Source organism: Lysinibacillus sp. FSL M8-0216 (genome assembly GCF_038595555.1).
In the GTDB taxonomy this organism is placed as follows: Bacteria; Bacillota; Bacilli; order Bacillales_A; family Planococcaceae; genus Lysinibacillus; species Lysinibacillus fusiformis.
The window spans coordinates 2,778,057-2,802,145 of the sequence record NZ_CP152007.1; the positions used below are offsets into that span (position 1 = coordinate 2,778,057).

Below are 24,089 nucleotides of genomic sequence, written 5' to 3' on the forward strand. Positions count from 1 at the left end.
GATAGTGATTGCCTATTATAGTTGCGCTTTAACAATTCGAACAAACGATCGCCTGTCTTGCGCACAACAATTACGGTGCTACTAATTCAACCTTTATTCTATCAGGGTCCTCAAAATAAACAGCGTAATGCTCTTCTCCCCCTCCAAATGGATGCTTATTAGCATAAAGAATAGGAACGCCCTTTTCTTCTAATTGCTTTGTTATACCATCAACCTGTTGCCTCGAATTTGCGTGGAATGCCAAATGATTTAAACCTACACGACTTCGATGATAGGTGATATCCATAAACTTTTCGTTCGTTTGGACAAAAACAATATAGGTGTCGTCTATTTTCCAGCTCCGACCACTTTCCCATTCCTGATAAGGTTGATAACCTAATTCCTCTAAAAACCATCCCCAAAAATGTATGGTGTTTTTCAGATTAGAAACATTTATTTCTATATGGTGAATAAGTCCTTGTGACAAATGGATAATCTCCTTTTCAACAAAGTTTTGAACTGCTAAATATTCATTTATCTATCCATTCATATTGAATATCTGGTAAATTCTCTTCATTTTCATGTCCTTTTCCAATGATGGTAAATCCATTCTTTTCATAAAACCGCTGTGCGTTTTTATTTACTTCGAACGTAAATAGCGTTAATCTTCCACTTGATTGTTTTTTTACATGGTCTAATAATGTTTGGCCTACTCCTAATCCTTGATAATCAATATGAATATATAGCTGACTAATCTCCTTCTCATTATAAGCAATCATTCCGATTACTTGATTATCCATGAACGCTAAATCGATTTGAAATTCTTCAAGTAATATATGGTTTAAAAAATAAATGTGGCTTTCCATGCTATGCCGCTCTTCCTGCCCAATAGCCTGTTTCTTGCTGTCTCGCCACATCACCACTGTTTGTTCCGCATATGTGGGATCATATGGGATGATTTTAAATGGGTGTTGGTTCACTACGACTCTACCTCCATGGCATTTGGTCACTGCTAGATAATTTCTTCCATTCCTTGCAAACAAGTATAGCTTAACATAAATAGCCAATCATTCGTGAGTTAAGCCCTATTAAAGAGCATCGTAGGCTGTCAAAGCATCTTCGATATGTGGGGGTGGTGTCCAAGCATAACCTGGAGCATTTGTCGTAATGAATAGAAATTTACGTCCATCTTTTTCCATTAATGATGCTAGACATAACCCTGCTTCTGGCGTATATCCCGTTTTTCCACCCAAAATAGTTCCATCCATGCTAGGCATTCTCGTAAATAATGAATTTGCTATTAGCAATTCTGTTGGAACATGTGTCGTGTAAGCTTTCGAAGTAAAAATTTGATAAAAGGTCGGGTTTTCTAATGCATAACGGAGAAGCTTACTCATATCCTGTAAGCTTGATACATGTGCCTCATCATGTAGGCCGCTTGTATTGATAAAATGCGTAGCGTCCATGCCAAGTTCCTGTGCCTTATTGTTCATGTAAGTGACGAATTCATCCTCGCTGCCAGCAATGGCTTCAGCCAGTGTAGCCGTTGCATCTGCACCTGATGCTAGCAATGTGCCGTATAACAAATCTTCAATCGTGACAAAATCTCCTGCATGAAAGCCTGCCATAGAGGCATTTTGAGCAGTATATTTGGCGATTGTTTGAGGTTTGACGATCGTTTGCATTTGTAAATCATCCGTCATTTCAATTGCTACAATAGCGGTCATAATTTTTGTTAATGAAGCAGGATATATGATGGCATCCGCATTTTTTTCATATAATACGTCGCCCTGTTCATTAAGTAGCAAAGCATTTTGACTATGTAAGGACGGCAGCTCAAGATGTGCAAACTCTTGTGTTTTGTTTGTATCATATAAAACGAAAATCACGATAACCAAACAGCAAAATAAGACCCATTTTTTCATAAAAAAACGCCTCCTACACAATTATAATAGGCGGCAATTTTGAATATTCCTTAAGTTTGAATAAAAGCAAAGAAGGTAAGGCTCCATACGCTTTAACCCGTTAATAGATATCTTCGAAATTAGAACAAATTCTTGTCACTTCTTGATTAGCTAATTTAAAAAACACATCTTGAGAAACCTCTAATTTAAGTGCATCTTCTTTATGAAGCCCTGCATAAATCCCCCGTAAAATACGACCCGTTAGACCGTGTGAGACAACGATCACCTTTGGATGATGTTGGATTTCTTTAAGCCAAGAGGACAGTCTGCTCACTACTGCTTCATAACTTTCCCCATCTGGCGCATGGAAATACCAATTAAAAGCATCTGTGTTCGTCAATAAATCTGGCCACGTTTGCTGAATGTCTGACATTTTTAAACCAGCCCATTGCCCAACTGCCACTTCTGTTAATCGTCGATCAAACTCCACCTTATTGTAATTGTAGCCGATCGTTTCACAAAGTATTTCTGTGCTCTCCACGGCTCTTCCGAGTGGGCTTGATATAATTTTCCAATCATGAGCATGATCAATGAAGGTTTTCAGCATTCGAGCATTTTGTTGCACTTGCTCACGACCAAGCTCCGTTAGTGGCGAATCTAGTTGTCCTTGATATCTTCCCTGCGTATTATATTCAGTCTCGCCATGACGAAGTAAGTAAATCATTTGCTGCATTAATTGGTTCCCCCTATTCATTAGCTTACTCTCATCATGTTAGAGGATTCATTCTTTTAAAGCAATAACATGATATAGACTAAGCCCAAAAACAAACATAAGGGGCTGTATAGCTTCGTATCATTTCTAGCAAATTGAGAATGCTTGATTGTTTTAAAAAACCCAACATATTTAAAATCGCCCATTGCTCGTATACTAAAAACAATGGCACAGGCGATACATCCTACTTTAGAATAGGTAGAGGCAGGTAAAGCTGTCATATAACCCCCTTGGACAAGAATGATAACACTCGCTGATAGAAGTAGCAAAGCCACACAGAATGTCCCCCATTTCCTAGGACTGAAAACTTTTTGTTGACTGCCATCTTTAATGGGTATAACTGCTCCAGTCCCCCATTGCCCACCGAATGCCCAATACACATGAATGATACTAATCAACCATAATAGACACACTGAAACTAATGATAAAATAAACATAATCAGTTCCTCCTTTTCCATCAATAACATACGCCACCGTATGTTTAGGGGATAAATAGGGTCCCTAGAGATTTGTTTCACCCTCTTAGAGACATATAAATTTCTATAACAGCAGCTTCACCATTTTCTCTAAATCAAAATGGGGGTTGGCTTCATATCGAGTCATCCAGCCAACATAGGTTAAATAAGCTAGCCTTGCTCGATCGATTGATTGTTCTCCATCCATCCCTTTTTTTTGATAAAGCTTGGCGACACAGTCAATTCGTTGTTCTTCAATTTGAACAATTCGAGTAGCGACATGCGCATCATACTTAGACCAAGCATAGATACCCATTTCTATTTTTTTATCTTTATGAAAGCTTATGCGTAAGAGCTGCTCTAAAGTAGCCCCTTCCTGCTCTATACTTTCAATAATGGCTTTTGTCGCATGTGTTTCCCAATAATCAAGGATGGCATCTAATAGTTCTTGATGATCACGAAAATAATGATAAAAGCTACCTTTACTAATGTTTAAGGATCGAGCTAGTGCCTCGATACGTACTTTATGTATGCCGTCTTCCCCTAATTGTTGTAGGCCTGCTTTTATCCAATCATCTCTCGTTACTTGCATGATCATTCTCCTTAAAAATACGATGGCGTATGTTTTGTCTTATATTACCACCTTATTTTTAATTCTTCAACTTTTCTCTCCTTTATGATGAACATTGATATGATTATTCACTGTAAAGTTGATGGTGATTACACGTGGTAAGATAGCACATACTAGCATAATAGCTATGAGCTTTTTCATTCATTTCCCCCTTTTTTTCGGCATTGTTATTGCTCTGGTATAAAATATAGGAACATCCGATTTGGACATTCCTATTCTCTACAGAATCCTTTTTAACAGTCGTGTTGCCCTGGCCAAACATCCTGCATTTTACTTAGAAAGACGATTTGCCCAATATGATAGGCGTCATGCATGGCTATACTTTTCAGCTCAAGCACTAATGTTCGTTCTCCACGGACCTCTCTATCTAAATCCTCTTGTGCTGATTTTGCTAGTATTTTTTCAAGTTCGCGGTGTACATATAAATATTCCTCTTTCGTTTCCTTCCAATTTTGCAACGTCAAAGTTGGTAAACGGAAAGTAGCATCATTATTTTCTGCCTGCGGTTCATTCTCTGTTTCATCAAGATATCGCACGAGAAGTCGCTTTTTATAGAAAAGTAAATGACAAACTATTTCCCAAATGGAATTCGTTGTCCCCTTAGTTGGTTTCCAAGTCGCCTGTTCAAGCGTAATATCCTCTAGCACTTTTTCAAGCGGTGGAAACCAGTCTTCTTGATCTAAGCAGCTTGTCCATTGTTGCAATAAAAGTGTCTTCACATCCATTTTCTTTTCCCTCCCATTGGGTGTTTAGTATAAGTGACTATGAATATTTGTTTGCTTTTGCTCATCACACTTTACACTAGCTAAGGCTTTTAATTTGATTATCCGCTAGCCGACTTGCTCTAGAGCAGACGTACAACCATACTATCTTTAAAAAGTATTATCAAATAAATTTTCTGCCATGCCCAATAAGATATCATGCTCCTCAAATGTCATCAGCTGTTCTTTTGTTATCGATGCCTGTTGAATTAGTCGGTTTGATTGAATGGTTACCAGTTTTTCAAACAAGTTTCGAATATAACGACCGTTCGAGAAGTTAGTGATGCTTTCAATTGGTATTTGATCTAGCTGCCTTTTCATATGATGTGCAAAGGATTCACCATATTGATAGTCATTATTATGACAAAGCATAGCAAAAATCTCATAGAGTTCCTGTGTACTAAAATTATCAAATTGTACAAAATGATTAAAACGTGATTTAAAGCCTGGGTTGGATTGTAAAAATTCCTCCATAAGCTCTGTATAACCGGCAACGATGATTACTAAGTCATCTCGTAAATCTTCCATAGCTTTTAATAAACTATCAATGGCTTCCTTGCCAAACGCATCTTGTTTATCATTGATCAAGGAATAGGCTTCATCAATAAAAAGAACACCTCCTTTTGCTTTATGGACCACTTCTTGAACCTTTAACGCTGTTTGTCCCACATATCCTGCCACAAGCCCTGCACGATCTGTTTCCACAAAATGACCGCTTGATAGGACACCCAGATGCTTATAAATTTGACCAATAATACGTGCAACTGTTGTTTTACCTGTGCCCGGATTACCAGAGAAAACAAGATGATAGGTAATAGGAAAACTTGTTAAGCCATGATCCACCCGCAAACTTTGAATTTTAATAAAATTGATTAAATTATGTAGTTCCTTTTTGGCATTTGGTAGACCTACAAGGCTATTTAGCTGCATTTGTAGTTTCTCTATCTCCTGCTCGATTTCAGGTGTAATCCGCAGCCGTTCATCATCGATAAATTCGCCACTGTAAATGATCTTTCCTTTTTCATTATAAAAGTCCCCACGTCCATGCTTTTTGCCATGCACGAGCTCTCCTATATAAGAGGCTTGTCCATTTGCATAATAAAGTACCCCTTGTCCGGTCATCGCATCCTCTTTAAATTGCCCCTCCGCTTCTAGAACCCCTTGCCGAGAATAGATTTTCCCTTTACCATGCTTCGTATCTTCAAAAAAGTAGCCATCATATCGGAGCGCTGTCACACCAATGGAAAGCTCCTCGGCTGTCGGTGATTCAGTAGGATAATAGAGCTTCCCTGCCCCCTGCATATGATGCCAAATAAAATCACCCTCGTATTGTAAAAAACCATTTGGATAGTATTGTTTGCCTTTGCCCTTTTTCATGCCATGAACAAAATCACCCTCGTATTGAGGCTGATTTAAATGGGGATATCGTTCGCGCAAAGCTTGATAAGGGGCAATAAGATCCTCTTCATAATATAAAATGCCGTAACCATCCATTAAATCATTCCGGAAATGACCTTCATAATGAATGGCACCGTCCTTATATAAAATGCCATGACCTTGTTTTTTATTTTGAATAAATTCGCCCTGATAAATAAGCTGCCCTTTTAAATACATAATGCCATTTCCTTGTTTCATATGATTGACGAATTCACCCTCGAATAATCGTTCACCATCTTGGTCAAATAATATGCCCTTGCCGTCATAAATATCGTGGCCGAAATCATTTTTTTTGACACCACCTTGATACATGATCGTTCCGTCTGGGTAAAAAAGTTCTTTTTCTGCATGATTATGTGTCATTTTATTGCCTTCCTTTATCATTTCAGTATATGCTCAATTATAGCGTGGATAAGAATACATATGTGCGAATTTTTAGAATTTAAGGAGAAGAGCATGAAAAAAAGATATAAAATACTTCTAGGCATTTTACTACCTCTACTTATTCTGTATATCTCTACAATGCTGTTAACGCGTGACACGGATTTTTCAAAGGAGGTTACGGAACGTCTTGATGTAGAGGCAATTAAGTCGATTGAAATTATTCGTGCCTCAGATGAAAAAACAATAACGATAACAGATGAAGCTGAAATGAATCAAATCATGCAGCAATTAAACGAGCAACCATTAAAAAAGGTATGGTTTACTAAATCTAATTTTAAAGAGGCTTATTGGATCACTTTAGCGATTAATGGCGACCGAGAAGTTGGCTTACGTTTAGATGATGCCGAGCATTTATTCGTTTATTTATATGAAGAAAATTACATGAAGGATTACAAGCTTACTAGTGATTTCGATACGTCATTCATTGAACAGCTTTTTCAATAAAATAAACATAGACACCACTCCATGCTAATGATGTTTCATGTCCATGATATACGTTCAAATACCATTTGAAGGATGTATAAGATAAGGAGTAAACTTTTTACTATTTCACCTTGTATGTTGTTCTTATCAGGTTGTAAACCAAAGGCTTTGACTTTTTCAGATGAAAATGAAAACGGGTACGTACAATTTGAGGTTACTTATGACAACAGAATCGATACCTTTAACAGGTAGGCACAAAACAAGAAAAAGAGAAATCGCAGTCCGATTCCTCTTTTTTGTTTTATCTACTTATATTCCATACAACGATAATTTTGCTGCATAGACAGAATGATCTCAATCAGCTCTACTCTAAGCTTAAGAGGATCCATTTCTTCTATATGAGCTCCTTGACTAAGCAAGTGAATCCAACATATATCCCACTCTTTCTTTCACGCCAAACTTTAAATAACCTTTACATATTTAGCCTATTTCACCATAAAATTTCTAGTTAATTGGTATAATTGGTACTATACGCCTTCTATCCGAAAACTTCATTAAACGAAATAGGTTGAATTTTTGACATAAATAACAAAATTTTCACATTAAATGACAGAAATGCGGAATAAAAAAGGACTTTAATCCATTCGATTAAAGTCCTCTTACTATTTATTTTAATCTGACAGCAGTGCCATATACTAATACTTCTGATGTGCCATCCATCACGGAAGACGTTGCATAGCGTACGCCAACCACTGCATCTGCGCCTAGTTGTTTGGCCTCTTCCTCCATTGCCTGTGTGGCAATTTCACGGGAGCGCACTAGCATTTCAGCATACTCTTTCATCTCTCCGCCCACAATATTTCGAAGTCCAGCCATCATATCACGCCCAATGTTTCTTGACTGTACAGAATTCCCCTTCACTAAACCTAATGTTTCAACCACTTCTTTTCCTGCCACCACATCGGATGTTGCTAATAGCATCGTTTTTCCTCCTCGTATTACAATTTTTGAATAGCTTCCACAGCCTCTTCAATAGAAGCTGTAATAACCCCATTACGTTTAATTAAGCCAATTACAAATAAATTACGGTAGACAAATTGATTCTCCAGCCCATCTCGTACCAATGCCTCTATTTTTTGCATATTGTCTCGCCCTTGTTGACGAACATCTGTCAGTACACCAATAATAGGACGATTCAGCATAGAAAACGCCCCAATTTCAGCGGCTACACCAGAATCAATCTCAACCCCATCTAATACAGCAATTAATACATCACTATTTTGTAGCATTTCTAAGTCTGCCTGAGCAATCGCTAAACTATCCGCATAAGCTGATTTATCATTGATAGCATCATTCTCCTGCGGAACATATAAGGCAATGCCTGGTACTGCTTCACGAATTGCTGCGGCTAGTTGTTCATTTACTAAACGATCCCCTAAAGAAAATAATCCATTTGCTAAATATGCTTTCATGTTGAACTCCTCAATCTATCGATTTTTCAAAAATGATTTTATGTCTTCCCATTTCATCCACAAATGTGGAAGCAATATCAAAACCATGCTTGAGATTGGTGATGAGCATGGTTTTGAATGTATTTCTGCCATATGTACGAACTTTGTCAAAGCCTAGTGTTTTAATATGTTCATGCTGTTTTTTCATTAATTGGCTAGCAATCCCCTGACCTCGCTTCGTGACATGAACACCACCCAACCAACTATAAAATACACCATCTGGATGTGGATATCCTAGTTTAAAGCCAATGACATTTGCATCCTCCACCGCCAAGAGGCAAAGGAGGCCCTCTTTCTTGGCTAGCTTTTCAACCGTTAGCTTAGCACCATCAAAGACATGGGCATGTAGTTCTTGCAATGAGCCGAGCCAATCATAGGGTAGACCTTCTATCGTCACAATATACATGTTCATCACCTCTATCTGTTTGATAGTATAACAGAAATACTTTACCTTCGTGATACTTGAACAAACAGAGCGAGAGCAAGAATCGTTTGTTGTGGATATACTTTACTAGAAATCAATGCTATGCCATTCCTTCATTGAAGGTCTAAGGCATTCCTCATGCTGGAAGTTAGTTGATTTCAGCTAATAATTCCTTATAATAGAAAGATACCATCCACAACATCACTAGAGGTGTATTTTTTATGTATTTTGGCATTATTCCACTAATTTTATTGTTCATTTTTCTATTTTCTTATTGGAAAGACCCAAGAAAGATGATTAACGGACTACTATTTAATATGTTTGTCTGTTCATTTCTGTTATTCTGCTTCATTGTTTCCTTTTCATCGGATCTTTACTTTTTAAGAATGGCTGTCGTTATTCCACTAATTGCCCTTTTTCTCCTTATTCCCTTTGCAATTATTGCTTTAATGTTTGGCCTATTTTTAAATGCTAGAGTTTTAATGAAACGGGAAGGTAGACGCTTGGCTAATTCATTAACCTTGCTAGTAGCCATTGGCATTTTATTATTTATGCTGTTACCGATAATCAATCCAGCTAGCTTGTTTTCAAGCCATCTCCAACCGATATTTGCAGGGGTATCCCTTATTACATTTTATTTCTTTATCCATTTATCTAATTTCTTATCAGCTTATTTTCTCTATCAATTTAATCGTCCCAAGTATAATCAAGATTTTATCATTGTACTGGGAAGTGGCTTAATTAATGATAAGGTACCGCCCCTGTTAGCTAGCCGCATTCAAAAAGCGATCGATTTCTATCATAGACAAGCTGCAGTAAGTACCCCTCCAACGATCATCTTGTCTGGTGGTCAAGGATCTGATGAGAATCTACCTGAAGCAGAAGCCATGCAAAGGTATGCGATTGAAAAGGGGATTCCCATTGAGCATACGCTACAAGAAAATCGTTCTGTCAATACGTATCAAAACATGTTATTTTCGAAACAAATAATGGACGATATTAAACAAGGCGAGGCATATAACAGTATCTTTACAACCAATAATTTCCACTTATTTCGTGCAGGAATTTATGCCAGACTTGCTGGCTTAAACAGTCAGGGCATTGGTTCGAAAACGGCCTTTTACTATTGGCCTAATGCCATGATTCGTGAATATGTAGCGATTGTTGTTTTAGAACGGAAACGACATATGAAACTGATTGCCCCTATCATTATTATGACCATCTTATTAGCTCTATTCAGCTTTTTCTTTGTCTAAACTGTTGAAAGGATTCAATACATTTACGTATTTGAATCCTTTCATTGTGTTTATAGCCAGGACTTCTAGATTTTTTTATCTCAAGTAAATGGCGTTTGTTATCGGTCATTCACTATTTAATTTTGGGCTTATTCAGCAGCCTTATACGACCTTGTAGCTGTTTTATCCTCAAAAACGGTCTTAATGCGTTGGCTTGTTCTTAATTGCACTAAAACATTTATTAAAATAACTAATAATGGATGCAGAATAAAGACTATGGCTATTTGAGCATATGAGGCATCAAAATATTCAGCATCCGTATTGAAAAGATAAATATTCAGCACCATAAATACCGTTAATACAGCTATTACAGTGTATCGAATGGTATTTCGAGAGATAATCATTGAGCCACAAATATATAACATTGTAGAAATAAATATGAGTACATGTAGAGTAACGGCTTCATCTATTGCATATGAAACGGGTATATCAGAAGTAATCAATAACCGATAAGCGAAAGCCCCTAGTAAAATAAACGTGCCAAACAAAAGTAATAGATTAGAAATTAAACTTCTTCTCATGTTCTCACCTTTTTTTAAAATTTAGGTTGTTGTTTTGCTTTTAAATCTCCCTTTATAGAGAGATGCAATATTGAATTCGTAATAACAACAGTAGATGGCTAAAATAATACGTTTAATAAAAAGACTGCGTAATGAGTATTAAAAAACAATGCAGTGTTTTGCTGCACAAAATAAACTAGTGACACCAATTGCAGACAATAATAACGTAAGAAACACATACGCTTCCTGTAGTGGCGCTGTTTTAGGACTTGTATAAAAACAGAATCACAAAGCTTTTAGAATCTCACTTTACAATAGTAAATGGTGGACTCTTTATTTAGTTACCTTTTCTAATATGCTAAAAAAATCGTTATCGTTTACCATGGTATAATTTTCTTCCGTCCTATTAACGGTCAATGACCTTTTTTCTGAAACAAGGTACATAGTATAACCTGTATTTAATGAAATGGTGATTCGGTAATCGTAATCAACTGGATTTATAGTTGCTTTATCAAATTTTGCATTCTGAAAAGCTTGTAAAATCCTTTTTTGCGTTTCTTCTGGAATTTTAATTCGGGTATATATATCTTCTTTGTCTGTATCTACGGTATGAATGGTTATAGATGGATTTTCAACAGTAAAATTAGCGTTCTCTAAATACGTCTGTTGCAGAGTATCCTTCGTCTTACTTTGCAATCAAAAAGCCAATAGCGATGACGATTATAAGTAAAGACAAAATAATTTTGATTTTTTTCATATAGCCCCTCTTTAATTGTAATGACGTGAACTTTTGAGTCATATGTAAAAGGTATTACAGCTCTGCTGACGCCATTGCACGAACCATTCTATATTCATTGCAAAAAAGCTTCTTTTTATAAATAAGAGCCAAAGTAGAAATTCACTTTTTCTTCTGAATAGCCGTCCTGACCTCTCCAAGTTGCCATAGACATAAAATCAGTTCCCCGCCCGCGTTCCTTGCGATAATCGTTTGTCGATTCTAGTAGGCGAGCATACCCCCATATTTCCATAACGGCATCTCGCTCATATTGATTGGACTTGAAAACATCCTTCCAACGCTTTTCTAATTGTCTAGCAGCATCCATATCTTTACAGGACTTTATAGCCTCTAGCATCTGTTTGAAAATCTCTATATCTGCCTCACAAACGATTAATGACTCTTGTTCTTGTATTAAACATTCAAGATCGAGCAAACAATACACTAGCCAGTTTAAGCGAACACCTCCCCACTTCACTCGTTCAAAATTAAGGACATTTAGATCTTCGTTTATATAGTTTTCATTCGACATTATTTTATGTTCATTACAATAGCCACAGGCACTGTAGGATACTAACTCTTCAGGTCGCTCATGATACGTATGGATCGGTAGTTGTGCAGTAAGAGCCCAGCTTGATAACGCACTCCGTAAATATACTTTACGGGTCGAGAGGCTGTGCAAAAAAGCCTTCACCACAAGATCCTTAGTTAGCCTGTCATCATGAAGCTGTCGCAGTCTTTGTATACATTCATCATGGGAAATCGTTAAACGATCAAACATCAAGCCCATCCTTTTCGCATACTGAAAATCCTCCTCTGTATACGTATACTCCCCATCTCTCCATCTACCAGATTGCCAAAATGTTTGCATTAAAATTTTCTTTGCCTTTTGATCCATTAAAAATTTCCTCCTACTAAAGTTCTAACTTGACCTGTAGTTTCTCCGCCATCTCTCTCCACTGCTGCTTCCAAGGCAAGCCATCCAGTTCCTCTTCTGTTTGCGCGAGCCAATAATCACCCTCCATTAACTCAAACATGTCCATAAAGGTTATCACCGCACATACTGGATTGTTTAATGCCTCTAGCATCGGCTCTGGCCCATCATCCCAGTTGTAATGATTGACAATGGCATGCAAAATAATAGACGAGGAAACCTTGCTAATTTGTTGACACATCTTCTCGAGATTTTCTTCATAAAGGATGGTATCCACTTGTCGCTGTTCTTCCGAATTCAAGGTCAATCTGATGGCGCCTGGTGTATCCAACAATAAATCGGCTATTTCGCTTTGCGCTCTTGCGGCATACCAGGCAGTGGCTGTCATTCCTTCTGTAGCCTGTAAAGAAATGCCTCTAGCAAGGAGTAATGAAATAACTTCTTTTCGCTTAAATTTCACGGCTTTTTTAAGTGCTGTATCACCCAGCTTATCTCGTACCTCCAAGTCTATATTTTGCGCAAGCAGAAGCTCAATCCCTTCCATTGACATTCGATTTGTGATGAAAAGCATTAACGGTGTTCTTCCTCGCGCATCGCGTTCATTTACATCCAGCTTGCTCACAGCTTTTCGCACCGTCTCCAGATTTTTAGATTTGCTAACCTCTGCCCATTCCATTTGGCTTCCCCTCCTAATTGACCCATTGTTGTAATTTTTCTAGCACTTCCTTCCTTTCTGAGGTTTCTTGTTTTATACGCTGTGCAAGCTTCTTAGCACCGCCAAATATTCGGTACAAAAGAAATTCACGCTCATAGCTTTCTTTCGTTTCTAACTCCTGAACAAGTGCCTTTAGTAGTTCTACTTCCATATTTTCAATCCCTTTTAGCGGCTTTGCTGATTCATTAGCACCAAGAAGAATGCCTACAAACACAGGAATAAGCTCTACCGATAAGCCGTGAGCTTCAATAAAAGCCTCCCCATAGGAATCCTGTACAGACTGATGCTCAGAATCGACCAGGGTCATGTAGCTTTGCACAAGCGGAAAATAATCCTTACTATATAGCCCTAAGCCCAAAACCGCATAGGTTCCAGGCATGGCTGATTTTTCACTTGGCTCTACATCCTGGTACCATGCATATTCCTTCATTGCCACCTGAGCATAGTCTGCTAATAAAGGAAAAAGGCTAGGATAAGCTAGGCAATTAGCAAAAAACTGATGAAGCTTCGATTTGGCTAGCTTTTTAAGCGGAAGGAAATTTTTCACTTTCGTCTTTAAAGTCATTTTATAGCCCTTCGGAAAGCCTTCCTGTAAAAGATGAATGATATAATGAAGCGCTTCACGATAAGCCGCTTCCTCTTCCTTTTTTATTTGTATATCAATCGTTTGCAAAATATCATTTGCTCTCCCCTCAATAAAAGCACTTTTGCACTTACTTTCAAAACGACCACTCCCATTTCGTAAATACTCTGTTGCCTGCTGTGAGCCAAGCTCTTTAGCTAGAGTAAGGTATTGTAAACGAGTAGCTGGTTCTTTATAACCGATTTTGACCGCCACATAGAGAAAGAAATCTAGCTTTTCCTGCTCCATAGAAGGTTCTATGTCTTCGTTTTTAAGTAACCACTCATTGGTGTAATCATCTGTTTGCTCAAAATAGCTCTTTAAAAAGTGGTCTTCTGCCCAATGTTTAAAAGCATTTGTAAAATAATAGCTCCACTGATTTAAACGCTCTTTATTCGCCAGATGTTTTTCCTGTAGCTGACGAATAATCGGTTCGATCTCCTCTGCTGTTTGTTGGAAAAAATGTGGATTGACTAAATGCTGTGCTAAGAAAAACTCATCATTGTCGCTTGGAAGCACAGGAAGCTCTGCCATAACTTTCGTTTCCATAAAAGACGCTAATTCCTGTTTCATGAACGCTAGCTTCTGAACATTAAGCAGCTCCTTTTGAAATGCCCACATCGTCTCACCATACTCAAATTCAAGCAACACCTGAAAATGATAATCAAAAAATCGAGGACCATATGACTGTGCCTGAAACATTTGCTCCATCTTCGTACATAAAGCCGAAAAAAGATCCTCCACATAGTTTTGTTCTATAATTTCCTGTATGTATGTCCCTGCATCCACCTTATAAGCACTATCACTCCAGCTAAATGGTTCATAGACATCTATACAAATAGTCCCGTATTGACTTTTGCCTTTTTTCCATGTGATTTTTAAATAGTTAAAGATACCTGCTTGTAGTCGGCTTTGATGTTGAATACCATCAAGACGTTTACTTTCTTGCTGATAGACTTTGGTAAGTTGATCCCACACATCCGCTAAAAAATATTGTATAGACTGCTGCATCTGCTCCATCCTTTCTTAGAGAAAAATCTCTCGCCAAAAAATATTTAGCGAGAGATTACCTTATCCGATTGTTTTCACAACCGCTCCTTCTTGATTCTTTATATGTGTTTTCATAATTTGGAAACTTATACCTTCTAATGAAGATAGGGCAAACCGCTTTTCTTGCGGCACTAAATTTTGACTTAACTCCTCAGCTGCCTCTTTGTTCAATGTAATGGTAATTTCCTGTTCATTTTCCTGATAACCCACTTGATGATCTGGTTTAAATACTATAGTTAAATCTTGACCGACTAAGCTAAGATTTCTTTCCTTTACTATTCGCCCACGTAATAATTTGCCGATGACATCGGCCTGCTTCGCCCCTAATTGAATAACATGGGATTGTTTGTTAAACCAGCCCTTTTTCCCTACCTGCCAAGCCAGCTGATCGACAAATAAAAAGCCTGTACTTGAACCATCTTCCATCATTCCTCGCTCTACCGCCTCTACAATCTCAGGGCTTTGTAATAGTGAGGGGCGTGTTAAGTCCGTTATATAGCTTGGAATTTGGTTAATACCAGCCTGTAGTACACCAAGAGTTTTCCATGTCTGCATTGCTTCTAGTTCATCCTCTGTAATGCCGACCATTTGGATAAACTCCACCTTGCCATTCGGCGTATCCATTTCAGCAAGCTCAGGATCATGCGTAAAGGCTAGCGCTGTTAATTGCGTATCAGCATCCAGACAGATCGGACCATTTGCATCTAAATAATCACCCGCTCTAAAAACATTCCCACTATTAAAAACATATCTACCCATATTCTGTAATAGATTCAACGCCCACGCTGGTGGTTCATCCTCCTCTTCGGAGCGCACTAAGCGAAACGTCAATTCAAATCCATAACCACTATAGTCTTTATTTTCAAGCTCTTTTTCATATAGTTCCGAGAACCCATATGTGACAAAATGCCAATGGGGAACTGGAGTTTCACTTTTATAGGCACTTATACCATCCAAAGGGTCTTGTCCACCTAATGAATAAGGAATCATGGTGCCGTAATGCTTTGGCTCCTGCTCCCCATGTACCTGTGATACAGCTTCATCAATCGCATCCCAGCCTACCGCCATAACCTCTTCACTCATTTACGTTTCCTCCTTGCAATTGTCGCTATCGACTCTACTAACCTATTCATTATGATACCAATTTTATGGTAGCTCATTAACAGCATTAGGACTCATTTTCACTTATCGTGCAACTAGGTTTATTTTCATTCTACATGAGGAAAATATTACTAACGCAAAAAAATCAGGCCATCTTCTGGATTCCAAAAAGATTGCCTGAATAGCCTTCTATTCTGCCATTTAAATTTATACGTTCTATCAATCGGAATAGGTTAGCCATACATCATAGCTGGCTCACGCACAACATGTAAATAATCTGCCAGCTTCCCTACAAATACTTGCTCTAAATATGGTAATTGTCCTAGGCAGTGAGGCGTCATTAATGCTGGATTTTGATAAATCTTTAAACCTCCCACCTTTAATAGCGTCGCTACAAACTGGGAACAAAAATAAGCGCGTTCTCTTCTTACCTCCTTTTGCATCATCACGCCAAAAAGCCCGATAAAGTTGTATTTATAACGATCTCGATTCCAATACATATAACGCACGATTTTAGCCATTTCTAAATATTGATAATGAGAAATTCTACAACGATAAATGACACAATCCGCTGACTCAAATAGCCCTCTTTCCGCATCCTCTCGCAAAAAGCCACCACTTAAAGGATTGTTTAATTGCCTACGTCCAAAGCTAAACATTTCGTATAGCCTCTCATCAAATGCGATTGACGCATGATTCATCTCTTTACCAGTATACATACCTATCGCTTTCGATAATAATGTCCCTGTTTTAGTTAATACTATGTAAATCGTATGTGCCACTTCTTCACCTACTCCAATATTCTTTCTACAACTACCAATACGTTTTAAAACTTCAAATGGTTTCGTGAATTTCCTTTTTTTATAAGTATATACTATAAACTTAAATATTTTCTTAGTAGAACCTGAAGAATTTCTTAAGATTTAGTTTTATTTACTAGTATTTTAAGTTAGTGAACTATCATTAAATCAACGTTCTGAAAATTTTATTTTTGAACTACCTTTATTTATATGCCGTTAATTGTATTCTTATGTGGGGTACAAATGGGGTACAGAAGATTTTTTACTGGGGTACTTGGGGTACAGAAAAATAAATGGACAGATAACTAGAAAACGATAATAATAGTCACTTAGTTTTCCTGAATGACTAAATATTTTAATTTCTTTATATATTTATTACCCTGCCAACGGCTTAGAAAGCTGTTTATAGATTTTCTAGTTTTGATACATTTCTATAGAACCCTATCCTACAGGCTCACTAAATCTTTCTCTCTATTTATCTACTTTTATATTTATTTGGGCACCAGTTGAATTCTATACTAACAACACCTACCCAGTATTGATACAATTTTATTGTATTGCATTTGGAAGGAGGAATTCTGCTGTAGCTACATACACATCACTAAAATACTCGTCAATCTTTTCTACTTTGAATAATCTTATTTTCTCTTTTGCCAACAACCTTTTTGAAACGTAATAATCTTGGCCTATGTCTTTGAATAACTTATCGAGGATTGGTAAATAACCTTTACTCATTTTTAAATTTTCTATTACTGAGAAATCACTTTGCAATGATTGAACTGCCATTTCTAGAATTAAAAATTCATGAAATAGTCGCCGTTGCTCAGGATTCGACATACAACTCCATCCCCTCGATAAGAACATTCGTTTGTGTAATTACATAACAAACGTTCGTATTTTTACGAGTGTTAATTTATAGAAGTAAAAAAAGCACAGAATCAAACCTCAAGAGTTGAGGAACGGATTCTTCTTCAACTGACGGAGCAGGTTAGTGAAAGAAGGTGTTATTTTCCGCTATAGACAATGGTATAATTTGGGTAGGAGGTGAGATAAATAAGTCTTATTCTTTTTGCTTTTGTATTTTTACTATGAGTTTTCTTTACTAGGGAGTTGTTTTATTAAAGTAACGGTGCAGGTTAGTAAATAACTTAATGCAGTTTAGTTTAATAAGAACGAAAATGATTAGAATTAATTATGCTATAGAGCTGGTCAGTTATAATTTTATAAAGGAGTTGTGAGAAGTTGAAATATCGTAAAGCAAATGTCGATGATATTGATAAATTGGTCGAGTTAAGAAAAAAGCAATTAGTTGATGAGGGGATAGAACCTAATATAGATATTGATAGAGAACTATTTGTTTTCTTTAAAAATAAACTAAGTGATGGTACTTTAATTCAATGGCTAGTGGAAGATAATGAAGAAATTATAGCTTGTGGTGCAGTAATTTTTTATGAATTTCCACCTTGTTACACCAATAAGACTGGAAAAAAGGCTTATATCACAAATATGTATACTAATGAAAATTATCGTGGGCAAGGAATCGCAACAAAGCTGTTAACTAAATTAGTTGATGAAGCTAAGATTTCAGGTATTTCACAAATCTGGCTTGGGGCTTCAAAAATGGGTAGACCAGTGTATAAGAAGTTTGGTTTTATGGAAACTGATGACTTTCTAGAATTAAATATTTTTTAATAATTAAAGCCCATTACCAATTAAGGTAACGGGCCCGTAATGTTAAGCACTATGCTGTACAATGCTGATCTTCAAACCTTCAAAATCTCCACCTGTTAATGTGCCAGTGTCAAATTTATCTAGGTGTGACTTATCAAAATTTTTTATCTACTGCTTGTTTGCTTTAGTTGTATCGTTAGTGAATTCATTGTGCCATCATCCTTTTCTGTTGGTTTCTGTGTTTAAAAATATTGAACCGATTCAAGTGTCAACATAGCCCCTTGACCGTTTCCTCCTGGTGCTGGCTCCGATGTAGGTTCAAGCGGGCTCTGGATTAGGATTACCTTCTCCTACAAGCATCTGAATATCTTAAGGTATAAAAGTTTTTAGGTTAAATGGATTGGGTCTCATGTTTTCCTTCTTGCCCAATTTAGTTATTCGATTGACTAAATTGTTCGAAAATATTTTTGTGCCCGTTCTTTATAGCGTCTACGAGAAAAAAGACAAAAATAAAAAAAAGCCACTCAAAATGAATGGCTTAATCACAAATTTATCATTAACTTCACATACGATAAATTTGTAAAAAACTTGGATTAGATTAACCGTATAAACTTAATAAGATAACAAATCTACAAAGCATGTTTTTGAAATGTAAGATTGTCCAAATTACCCTATTATAAAATGAAGAAATTTAAAATCTTTGTTGCATAAAAGTGCCCTTTTGCTTAACAAGAAAACTATTTATTCAAAAACAACCATTTCTCCGATTTCTATAAAACCAAATCGCTTATAAATATTTTTCCCATCATTGGAAGCCTGTAATACAACCGGTTTTTGTTTATCCTTTGTTTGATTTAGAAGAATTTGAAACATTTCACTGCCATGTCCTTTACCTCTAGATGTTTCTTTTGTCATCACATCATAAATACCATAACTATCTTTGCTTTCTATTAATAAACCGGTAGTTACAGCCATTTCGTCTATACAACCAATAAACATTTGAACTTCTGAACCTAATTTTTTTAGTGAAAACTCGTTAAAATAACTTTTTAGTGCCTCTTCTTCTGGTGTACCTTCAAATAAGCTCTTAAATACCTCTATATATTTTAAAAGATCTTCATTATTTTTCACACTAGTAATCATAAGTTGATGGGAAATTCTTTGACCTATATTAAGAGTATTTTCAAGTTTCATCATTACATTACGTTCTGCTTCTTTTAGGTCATATTCTTCCATCAGGTCTTGCCAGCTTGCGTTCAAATACCGAGAGTCAATCCACGTACTAAAGGGATATTCTTTAAGAGTCATACTTTCGATGCTACTTCTAATGTTAAATTCATTTTTTATCTGTGAAGATTTCGGCAAAAGTATATTAAATGTATCCGTGGGTATTTCTGTATTCGTAAAAATGAAGTCCTCTTCATTGATAAGCTTTCAATTAACTGTGTGAGTGAATATTCTTATTTTTTCTTCAAGATTGTTTATAACTAATTGTTGATCTGCAATCATTTCGTTGCTCCTTCCAATTAAATACAGCGCGCACTCTTTTTATTATAGAAGCAATTCATTTAAAATTAAACATTGTTCACATTTTTTATATCCTCCCATAATTTTCAGAAAACTTAAAGCACACTTGTTTATTCACTCACCCTTCACCACTAAACTGTTGTCTCCATTCCTCAAAGCTTATGAATGGCACTGTGACCCTAGGCGGTTTCACCTCTTTGTAAGCCTTATTTAAAGCTTGTTTGTAGGTCAATCCTTAAGCAGACATGTAAGCTTCAATTAGAGTAGCTAATTTCTTTTGGTAAGTATCATCCATATAATCTCTGCCTCGTCTGTACTCAGGGAGTTTGCCATTGATTATGTAAAATTGTATGGCAGCGACACTGAATATCCATCGATGCTATGCCCCAAAGCCGTGGAGCTTTTGATTTCCACTTGCCATAATGATAATAGCCGTCTTTATCAGCTCTTTGCCCGTCTAGCTATCTATGAGACTTGCGAACTGTAGTATCAAGTGATGACATCCACACCTTGGTTAGCAGTGCTGTCTTGCTAGCCTGTTCCTCAATAGCCAAATCTACTTGTGATCTAACTCGACCACCCTCTGTACGAGCAACAAGGATAGCTTTCTTCCTCGTTCATCCCATAGCTTGCTCAATTCGTATTGCCATGTCTGTATAACCATTTCCTCGCCAGTAGACTGTTGTAAGAGGTAAGCTATCAATAAGTATCTCTCGATGTAAAGACGCTCCAGTGACGCTTGTATGAGCTTAATAACTTCTTTATAAACAGCATTTAACTGTTGAGCAATTAACTTCATCTCTTGATTAAAGCGATTGTACTTGTTAACGTCAATCCAGGTAGCTTGGCCGTTCTTACCAAACTTACGATGCCCCTCTAACATATGAGCGAGAATAGACTTTAAACTTCTTGCAAATACAACTTCAATATCCCTCTCTGCTTTAGCTCCCAGTTCATCTAAGATTTGATTGATTTCCTGTTGATTCATGACTCATCAACTTCTTTAGGATCAAGAGCAGTAATGAACTTTCGCTCCATTGTTTTGCAATTGTTCTCGAGCCGCATAAGCTTATACTTCATTGCCACACCTGTAGAATTACCTGCAAACGATTCATCACTGAAGTTCACGCTTTTGGCTATACGCATGATGTTCGCTTCTAAGCGATTCAGGTGTTTCTCGATCATTTGATCATTAACATCTTTTGTTAGATATTTAATGTCATCATCTTCACCCCATCAATTCAAAGATGCCAGTTTGAGCAACTTTCTTCGCATCTTCGTCATCCATCCCCATACATTACCTTTCGGAGCTCCTGCTTTATTCGGAGTACTCCGTTCTTCTGATTGGAGTACTCCATTAAGTTTCTCATTCCAATTATCCTTTGATTTCCATGAACCAATTGTTTTTTCTGGAACACCAAACATTTTCTTACTTTGTCATCTATGATTTAGAAAATGGCACTGATAACAATGTTTTATTAAGAATTAGTGCAGCTTTATTTAACTCATTAAGAAATTCTGGTGTTCGTGAATGCGTTCCTCAAGATTTCATTAATTAATAAATAATCCAACCTTCAGTAAAATTATTATCATCATATTTAAAATAATGTTCAGCAAGATTCCTCCTTCCTTGCTGAACATTTTCTTTTAACTACCACCTTCTTCTTACCTAACAACCCACCAGCTCTTGGCCCAATCCGTCCCGCCAACACAAGGTCCATAACAATTAAAGCTACATTAGCGTTACTGATTAAAAACCTTTGAGCTATCTTGTTGATTAAAAGCCCTAGATTCAAAAGTGCAATATGCTTTGCTGTAAAATCAAACTTAACCGTTTCATGAGCATCACCAGTAAACAAAATGTATTTTTCATTTAATCGTCACCTCTGCTCTAGACTGCTCTGAATAAAACTTCCGTACATTCATCTCAACTATTTGTGAATCATCATTCCAAATGATTTTATTGCACTCACCCTTAATGTTTTAAATCAAGTTATCGAGATCCGGCTTTTTAGTTGGACATAATTCACCACTAGCTAAAAGCTTTCTCTTTGGCCCTGTACAAAGATTCTGTGGTGGCGAATTCTGAAAAATAAAATATTTGCAATGTTTGCAATTTTATCCTAGCTTCTTTAATACGATTTTTCAGCTTGGTTATACTGTATTAGTAATAAAAAGACACTCCTTCATAGGAATGTCTAAACATTTATCTATAAATATCTAATAAATTTAATAAGTACATTTCTGTTTCATTAATCGAAAGCATTATTTCTTTATGCAGTTGATCCTCCATACTATCTTCAGAAATAAACTGTAAGTATTTATTTACTTCTACAAAGAATTTTTCAAACTCTTGTAAGAATTCATCAATTTTTTGATCGCCAGGTGTTACAGATAGATAAATAGTTTTGAATAAATTAAAGTCACTATATGCATTACTTAAAAAATAGATAGCCAATATTTTATCGCTAGTGACATATGATTTTACAAAGGTCAGATTTTGTTTTAATTTATTCAATGAATTTATAAGATTTGTTGTTTGTTTTATCATATTTGCAGTATTACTATACATCTACTAACCACCTCCAATTTAATAATAAGCAAAAAATCACCAAATTGGAATAATATTCTGCATTTTTCATCTTTTAAAAACTTTATAGAAACTGCCATTGAATGAAGACATCGGTCCAAACACCAATAATCAGTAATACAAATACCCATCCTACCAACTGGATGTAGATTTTTAATAATGGGCTTTCCGCAAATCCTCTTGAAAAGGGGCTCACCTTTAAAACATCATGAGGATATTTCAACATTATATATGAAAAACTGCCAAAAATGAACGTTACCCATACAGCGGTCATGAACATTTCCTAGTGTCACTCCTAAACATCAAGATTCAACAATCGCATACTTATTATATTGATCCCCCTACACTCTTGTGCCATCGATGCTATTATGTCAAATTCCTCATTTATAACAAAATAAAAATGAGCTCGATCAAAACGTGAGCTCATAGACTCCTTTATCCTAATGGATAATAAGGTTCGTAAATGGGATGCCAATAATATGGGGGTCTAACACCAATACTCGGTGTAAACCAGCTGTAATTTAAATAATGAATGTTTAATTAATATACGTTATTTTCTAGTAACCGTGTCACTTCTGGGAAAAATTCAATCTCCATTCTAACCATCCCCCTGCGATGATGGTCTTTTTCTTGCTTTAACATACGAAGGTAATCAATCATAGTATATGTTGAAAAGGAGGGATTGGTTATTAACAATCCAAGTGACGGGCCAGCTCAAGATAACCAAGATTTAATGGAACAAATTCGTTTTTATCAAAAATGGTTTGAGGACAGTAAAAAAGAAGATCCATACCCTCAATATCCTGTCTATGGAAAGATTACGCAATATAAAGAAGTACCTCTTACCCAACCTGAACAAAGGCAGCTTCGTCAACCAGGGCTCGAAAGCTTAATGGTGCCGAAGCCTATCATTGAAAACCCTCATTATAAAGGTAGTGGAAAATTAAAAGGGAAAGTAGCCCTTATTACTGGGGGTGATAGTGGGATGGGTGCAGCTGCTGCGATTGCCTTTGCGGAAAGAGGAGGCCGACGTAGCAATTGCTTATTTAGATGAGCATAGGACGCTACTCGAACTAAAAATAGAATTGAGGAACTAGGAGAAAAATGTTTACTCCTTCCTGGGGATCTCCGTGAAAAAAAACATTGTGCAAATATTGTTTATGAAACCATTCATACGTTTGGACGCTTAGATATATTATGTAACCATGTTGGCATTCAGTTTCAACAAAATGACCTGACTGACATTACAGATGAACAATTCGATGAAACGTTTAAGCTTAATATTTATTCACATTTTTATACGACAAGAGCGGCCCTCCCTTATTTACAGGCTGGTAGCTACATAATTGGTACCGCATCTGTAGTAGCTTATGCTGGTGAGCCTTTATTAATCGATTACTCTGCCACAAAAGCAGCTGTCGTCGGCTGGACTCCTTCTTTAGCAAAGAGCATGGCTAAAAAGCAGATTCGCGTCAATGCAATTGCCCCCGGTCGAATTTGGACACCATTAATCCCCTCCAGTTTTTCCTCTGACGAAAACGCATTGCACGGAGGGAATCTTTTTAACCGAATGGCACAGCCCTTTGAAGTGGCCCCGACATTCGTTTATTTAGCATCAGATGATTCTAGACATGTAATGGGACAGGTTTTACATGTGGATGGCGGAAAATCCACCAATTCGTAGCTACGTAAAGAAAACTCAGGCAACACGTAATTGTATGCTGAGTTTTTTTAATTTTTATTTTCAATTTTTTATAGATGGTTCAAA

General features: G+C 36.7%; 25 protein-coding genes and 5 pseudogenes. 5 read left to right on the plus strand and 25 right to left on the minus strand.

Annotated features, from left to right (window positions below; genetic code table 11):
• Positions 1-70: 70 nt before the first annotated feature.
• From MKX57_RS13665 to MKX57_RS13700, 8 genes are all read right to left on the minus strand, one after another.
• Complete coding sequence (locus MKX57_RS13665) at positions 71-466, minus strand: VOC family protein (RefSeq protein ID WP_107922744.1); 396 nt, start codon at positions 464-466, stop codon at positions 71-73.
• Between the two features lie 43 nt (positions 467-509).
• Positions 510-959: a GNAT family N-acetyltransferase gene (locus tag MKX57_RS13670; protein WP_107922743.1), complete on the minus strand. Its 450-nt coding sequence runs from the start codon at positions 957-959 to the stop codon at positions 510-512.
• A gap of 108 nt (positions 960-1,067) precedes the next feature.
• The gene (locus tag MKX57_RS13675; RefSeq protein WP_096365451.1) at positions 1,068-1,904 is read right to left on the minus strand and encodes a serine hydrolase; all 837 of its coding nucleotides are present in this window, start codon (positions 1,902-1,904) and stop codon (positions 1,068-1,070) included.
• 100 nt (positions 1,905-2,004) lie between these two features.
• Positions 2,005-2,616, minus strand: a complete 612-nt coding sequence (locus tag MKX57_RS13680; protein ID WP_008177182.1) for a histidine phosphatase family protein — start codon at positions 2,614-2,616, stop codon at positions 2,005-2,007.
• A 56-nt stretch (positions 2,617-2,672) separates the two neighbouring features.
• The gene (locus MKX57_RS13685) at positions 2,673-3,095 is read right to left on the minus strand and encodes a DUF3995 domain-containing protein (protein WP_174804748.1); all 423 of its coding nucleotides are present in this window, start codon (positions 3,093-3,095) and stop codon (positions 2,673-2,675) included.
• Between the two features lie 100 nt (positions 3,096-3,195).
• Positions 3,196-3,702 (minus strand): TetR/AcrR family transcriptional regulator, encoded by a 507-nt coding sequence (locus MKX57_RS13690; protein WP_043990266.1) that lies wholly within the window; start codon positions 3,700-3,702, stop codon positions 3,196-3,198.
• Positions 3,703-3,974: 272 nt separating this feature from the next.
• The gene (locus tag MKX57_RS13695) at positions 3,975-4,466 is read right to left on the minus strand and encodes a DinB family protein (protein WP_008177176.1); all 492 of its coding nucleotides are present in this window, start codon (positions 4,464-4,466) and stop codon (positions 3,975-3,977) included.
• Positions 4,467-4,613: 147 nt separating this feature from the next.
• Positions 4,614-6,302, minus strand: coding sequence for an AAA family ATPase (locus MKX57_RS13700; RefSeq protein ID WP_089987358.1), 1,689 nt, complete (start codon positions 6,300-6,302; stop codon positions 4,614-4,616).
• Between the two features lie 93 nt (positions 6,303-6,395).
• Here MKX57_RS13700 and MKX57_RS13705 point away from each other — a divergent pair, with 93 nt between their 5' ends.
• Positions 6,396-6,827: a hypothetical protein gene (locus tag MKX57_RS13705; RefSeq protein ID WP_089987359.1), complete on the plus strand. Its 432-nt coding sequence runs from the start codon at positions 6,396-6,398 to the stop codon at positions 6,825-6,827.
• A gap of 645 nt (positions 6,828-7,472) precedes the next feature.
• Here MKX57_RS13705 and MKX57_RS13710 read toward each other — a convergent pair.
• Genes MKX57_RS13710 through MKX57_RS13720 form a run of 3 tightly spaced genes read right to left on the minus strand, consistent with a single transcriptional unit; the run spans position 7,473 to position 8,723 of the window.
• Positions 7,473-7,787: a YbjQ family protein gene (locus tag MKX57_RS13710; RefSeq protein ID WP_008177171.1), complete on the minus strand. Its 315-nt coding sequence runs from the start codon at positions 7,785-7,787 to the stop codon at positions 7,473-7,475.
• A gap of 17 nt (positions 7,788-7,804) precedes the next feature.
• Positions 7,805-8,278 (minus strand): nucleoside 2-deoxyribosyltransferase, encoded by a 474-nt coding sequence (locus MKX57_RS13715; protein WP_008177169.1) that lies wholly within the window; start codon positions 8,276-8,278, stop codon positions 7,805-7,807.
• Between the two features lie 10 nt (positions 8,279-8,288).
• Positions 8,289-8,723, minus strand: a complete 435-nt coding sequence (locus MKX57_RS13720) for a GNAT family N-acetyltransferase (RefSeq protein ID WP_090003305.1) — start codon at positions 8,721-8,723, stop codon at positions 8,289-8,291.
• A gap of 239 nt (positions 8,724-8,962) precedes the next feature.
• On the opposite strand from MKX57_RS13720, the gene MKX57_RS13725 reads away from it, so the two are divergent.
• The gene (locus MKX57_RS13725) at positions 8,963-9,997 is read left to right on the plus strand and encodes a YdcF family protein (protein WP_089987361.1); all 1,035 of its coding nucleotides are present in this window, start codon (positions 8,963-8,965) and stop codon (positions 9,995-9,997) included.
• 128 nt (positions 9,998-10,125) lie between these two features.
• Here the strand turns inward: MKX57_RS13725 and MKX57_RS13730 are convergent, their stop codons facing one another.
• The 8 genes from MKX57_RS13730 to MKX57_RS13765 all read right to left on the minus strand — a co-directional run bounded on the left by MKX57_RS13730 (position 10,126) and on the right by MKX57_RS13765 (position 17,370).
• Positions 10,126-10,557 carry a hypothetical protein gene (locus MKX57_RS13730; RefSeq protein ID WP_090003306.1) on the minus strand — a complete coding sequence of 144 codons (432 nt, stop codon included), beginning with the start codon at positions 10,555-10,557 and terminating at the stop codon, positions 10,126-10,128.
• Between the two features lie 312 nt (positions 10,558-10,869).
• Complete coding sequence (locus tag MKX57_RS13735) at positions 10,870-11,232, minus strand: hypothetical protein (protein ID WP_342529658.1); 363 nt, start codon at positions 11,230-11,232, stop codon at positions 10,870-10,872.
• Positions 11,233-11,408: 176 nt separating this feature from the next.
• A complete protein-coding gene (locus MKX57_RS13740; RefSeq protein ID WP_089987363.1) occupies positions 11,409-12,209 on the minus strand; it encodes a hypothetical protein in 801 nt (266 codons plus the stop codon).
• A 16-nt stretch (positions 12,210-12,225) separates the two neighbouring features.
• The gene (locus MKX57_RS13745; protein ID WP_342529659.1) at positions 12,226-12,921 is read right to left on the minus strand and encodes a DUF4274 domain-containing protein; all 696 of its coding nucleotides are present in this window, start codon (positions 12,919-12,921) and stop codon (positions 12,226-12,228) included.
• A 13-nt stretch (positions 12,922-12,934) separates the two neighbouring features.
• On the minus strand, positions 12,935-14,593 hold the full coding sequence (locus tag MKX57_RS13750; RefSeq protein ID WP_089987364.1) for a DUF6138 family protein: 1,659 nt from the start codon (positions 14,591-14,593) through the stop codon (positions 12,935-12,937).
• Between the two features lie 60 nt (positions 14,594-14,653).
• Positions 14,654-15,715, minus strand: a complete 1,062-nt coding sequence (locus MKX57_RS13755) for a suppressor of fused domain protein (protein ID WP_008181442.1) — start codon at positions 15,713-15,715, stop codon at positions 14,654-14,656.
• Between the two features lie 251 nt (positions 15,716-15,966).
• Complete coding sequence (locus MKX57_RS13760) at positions 15,967-16,515, minus strand: hypothetical protein (protein WP_008181440.1); 549 nt, start codon at positions 16,513-16,515, stop codon at positions 15,967-15,969.
• A gap of 567 nt (positions 16,516-17,082) precedes the next feature.
• Positions 17,083-17,370 (minus strand): hypothetical protein, encoded by a 288-nt coding sequence (locus tag MKX57_RS13765; protein ID WP_089987365.1) that lies wholly within the window; start codon positions 17,368-17,370, stop codon positions 17,083-17,085.
• A gap of 405 nt (positions 17,371-17,775) precedes the next feature.
• On the opposite strand from MKX57_RS13765, the gene MKX57_RS13770 reads away from it, so the two are divergent.
• A complete protein-coding gene (locus MKX57_RS13770) occupies positions 17,776-18,225 on the plus strand; it encodes a GNAT family N-acetyltransferase (RefSeq protein ID WP_089987366.1) in 450 nt (149 codons plus the stop codon).
• A 720-nt stretch (positions 18,226-18,945) separates the two neighbouring features.
• Here MKX57_RS13770 and MKX57_RS13775 read toward each other — a convergent pair.
• From MKX57_RS13775 to MKX57_RS13790, 4 genes and pseudogenes are all read right to left on the minus strand, one after another.
• Positions 18,946-19,713, minus strand: a pseudogene (locus tag MKX57_RS13775) (GNAT family N-acetyltransferase).
• Positions 19,714-20,287: 574 nt separating this feature from the next.
• Complete coding sequence (locus tag MKX57_RS13780) at positions 20,288-20,719, minus strand: hypothetical protein (protein WP_089987368.1); 432 nt, start codon at positions 20,717-20,719, stop codon at positions 20,288-20,290.
• A gap of 38 nt (positions 20,720-20,757) precedes the next feature.
• A pseudogene (locus tag MKX57_RS13785) lies at positions 20,758-20,983 on the minus strand (phage portal protein); the annotation flags it as partial.
• A gap of 71 nt (positions 20,984-21,054) precedes the next feature.
• Positions 21,055-21,165, minus strand: a pseudogene (locus MKX57_RS13790) (phage terminase small subunit-related protein); the annotation flags it as partial.
• Between MKX57_RS13790 and MKX57_RS13795 the strand changes: the two are divergent.
• A pseudogene (locus MKX57_RS13795) lies at positions 21,159-21,290 on the plus strand (spore coat protein); the annotation flags it as partial. The pseudogenes MKX57_RS13790 and MKX57_RS13795 overlap by 7 nt on opposite strands.
• Positions 21,291-21,600: 310 nt before the next feature.
• On the opposite strand, the gene MKX57_RS13800 reads toward MKX57_RS13795, so the two are convergent.
• A complete protein-coding gene (locus MKX57_RS13800; protein ID WP_309598893.1) occupies positions 21,601-21,711 on the minus strand; it encodes a RusA family crossover junction endodeoxyribonuclease in 111 nt (36 codons plus the stop codon).
• Between the two features lie 226 nt (positions 21,712-21,937).
• Positions 21,938-22,303, minus strand: a complete 366-nt coding sequence (locus tag MKX57_RS13805) for a hypothetical protein (protein WP_008181425.1) — start codon at positions 22,301-22,303, stop codon at positions 21,938-21,940.
• A gap of 751 nt (positions 22,304-23,054) precedes the next feature.
• Here MKX57_RS13805 and MKX57_RS13810 point away from each other — a divergent pair.
• Positions 23,055-24,005 (plus strand): annotated as a pseudogene (locus MKX57_RS13810) (SDR family oxidoreductase).
• Positions 24,006-24,089: the final 84 nt, after the last annotated feature.

Excerpts from the sequence above, each read along its gene's own strand:
- MKX57_RS13710 (WP_008177171.1), bottom strand. The coding sequence starts at position 7,787 with ATGCTATTAGCAACATCCGATGTGGTGGCAGGAAAAGAAGTGGTTGAA.
- MKX57_RS13740 (WP_089987363.1), bottom strand. The coding sequence starts at position 12,209 with ATGGATCAAAAGGCAAAGAAAATTTTAATGCAAACATTTTGGCAATCT.
- MKX57_RS13755 (WP_008181442.1), bottom strand. The coding sequence starts at position 15,715 with ATGAGTGAAGAGGTTATGGCGGTAGGCTGGGATGCGATTGATGAAGCT.
- MKX57_RS13675 (WP_096365451.1), bottom strand. The coding sequence starts at position 1,904 with ATGAAAAAATGGGTCTTATTTTGCTGTTTGGTTATCGTGATTTTCGTT.
- MKX57_RS13745 (WP_342529659.1), bottom strand. The coding sequence starts at position 12,921 with ATGGAATGGGCAGAGGTTAGCAAATCTAAAAATCTGGAGACGGTGCGA.
- MKX57_RS13765 (WP_089987365.1), bottom strand. The coding sequence starts at position 17,370 with ATGTCGAATCCTGAGCAACGGCGACTATTTCATGAATTTTTAATTCTA.
- MKX57_RS13715 (WP_008177169.1), bottom strand. The coding sequence starts at position 8,278 with ATGAAAGCATATTTAGCAAATGGATTATTTTCTTTAGGGGATCGTTTA.
- MKX57_RS13705 (WP_089987359.1), top strand. The coding sequence starts at position 6,396 with ATGAAAAAAAGATATAAAATACTTCTAGGCATTTTACTACCTCTACTT.
- MKX57_RS13725 (WP_089987361.1), top strand. The coding sequence starts at position 8,963 with ATGTATTTTGGCATTATTCCACTAATTTTATTGTTCATTTTTCTATTT.
- MKX57_RS13695 (WP_008177176.1), bottom strand. The coding sequence starts at position 4,466 with ATGGATGTGAAGACACTTTTATTGCAACAATGGACAAGCTGCTTAGAT.
- MKX57_RS13750 (WP_089987364.1), bottom strand. The coding sequence starts at position 14,593 with ATGCAGCAGTCTATACAATATTTTTTAGCGGATGTGTGGGATCAACTT.
- MKX57_RS13780 (WP_089987368.1), bottom strand. The coding sequence starts at position 20,719 with ATGAATCAACAGGAAATCAATCAAATCTTAGATGAACTGGGAGCTAAA.
- MKX57_RS13720 (WP_090003305.1), bottom strand. The coding sequence starts at position 8,723 with ATGTATATTGTGACGATAGAAGGTCTACCCTATGATTGGCTCGGCTCA.
- MKX57_RS13680 (WP_008177182.1), bottom strand. The coding sequence starts at position 2,616 with ATGCAGCAAATGATTTACTTACTTCGTCATGGCGAGACTGAATATAAT.
- MKX57_RS13690 (WP_043990266.1), bottom strand. The coding sequence starts at position 3,702 with ATGCAAGTAACGAGAGATGATTGGATAAAAGCAGGCCTACAACAATTA.
- MKX57_RS13805 (WP_008181425.1), bottom strand. The coding sequence starts at position 22,303 with ATGTATAGTAATACTGCAAATATGATAAAACAAACAACAAATCTTATA.
- MKX57_RS13700 (WP_089987358.1), bottom strand. The coding sequence starts at position 6,302 with ATGACACATAATCATGCAGAAAAAGAACTTTTTTACCCAGACGGAACG.
- MKX57_RS13730 (WP_090003306.1), bottom strand. The coding sequence starts at position 10,557 with ATGAGAAGAAGTTTAATTTCTAATCTATTACTTTTGTTTGGCACGTTT.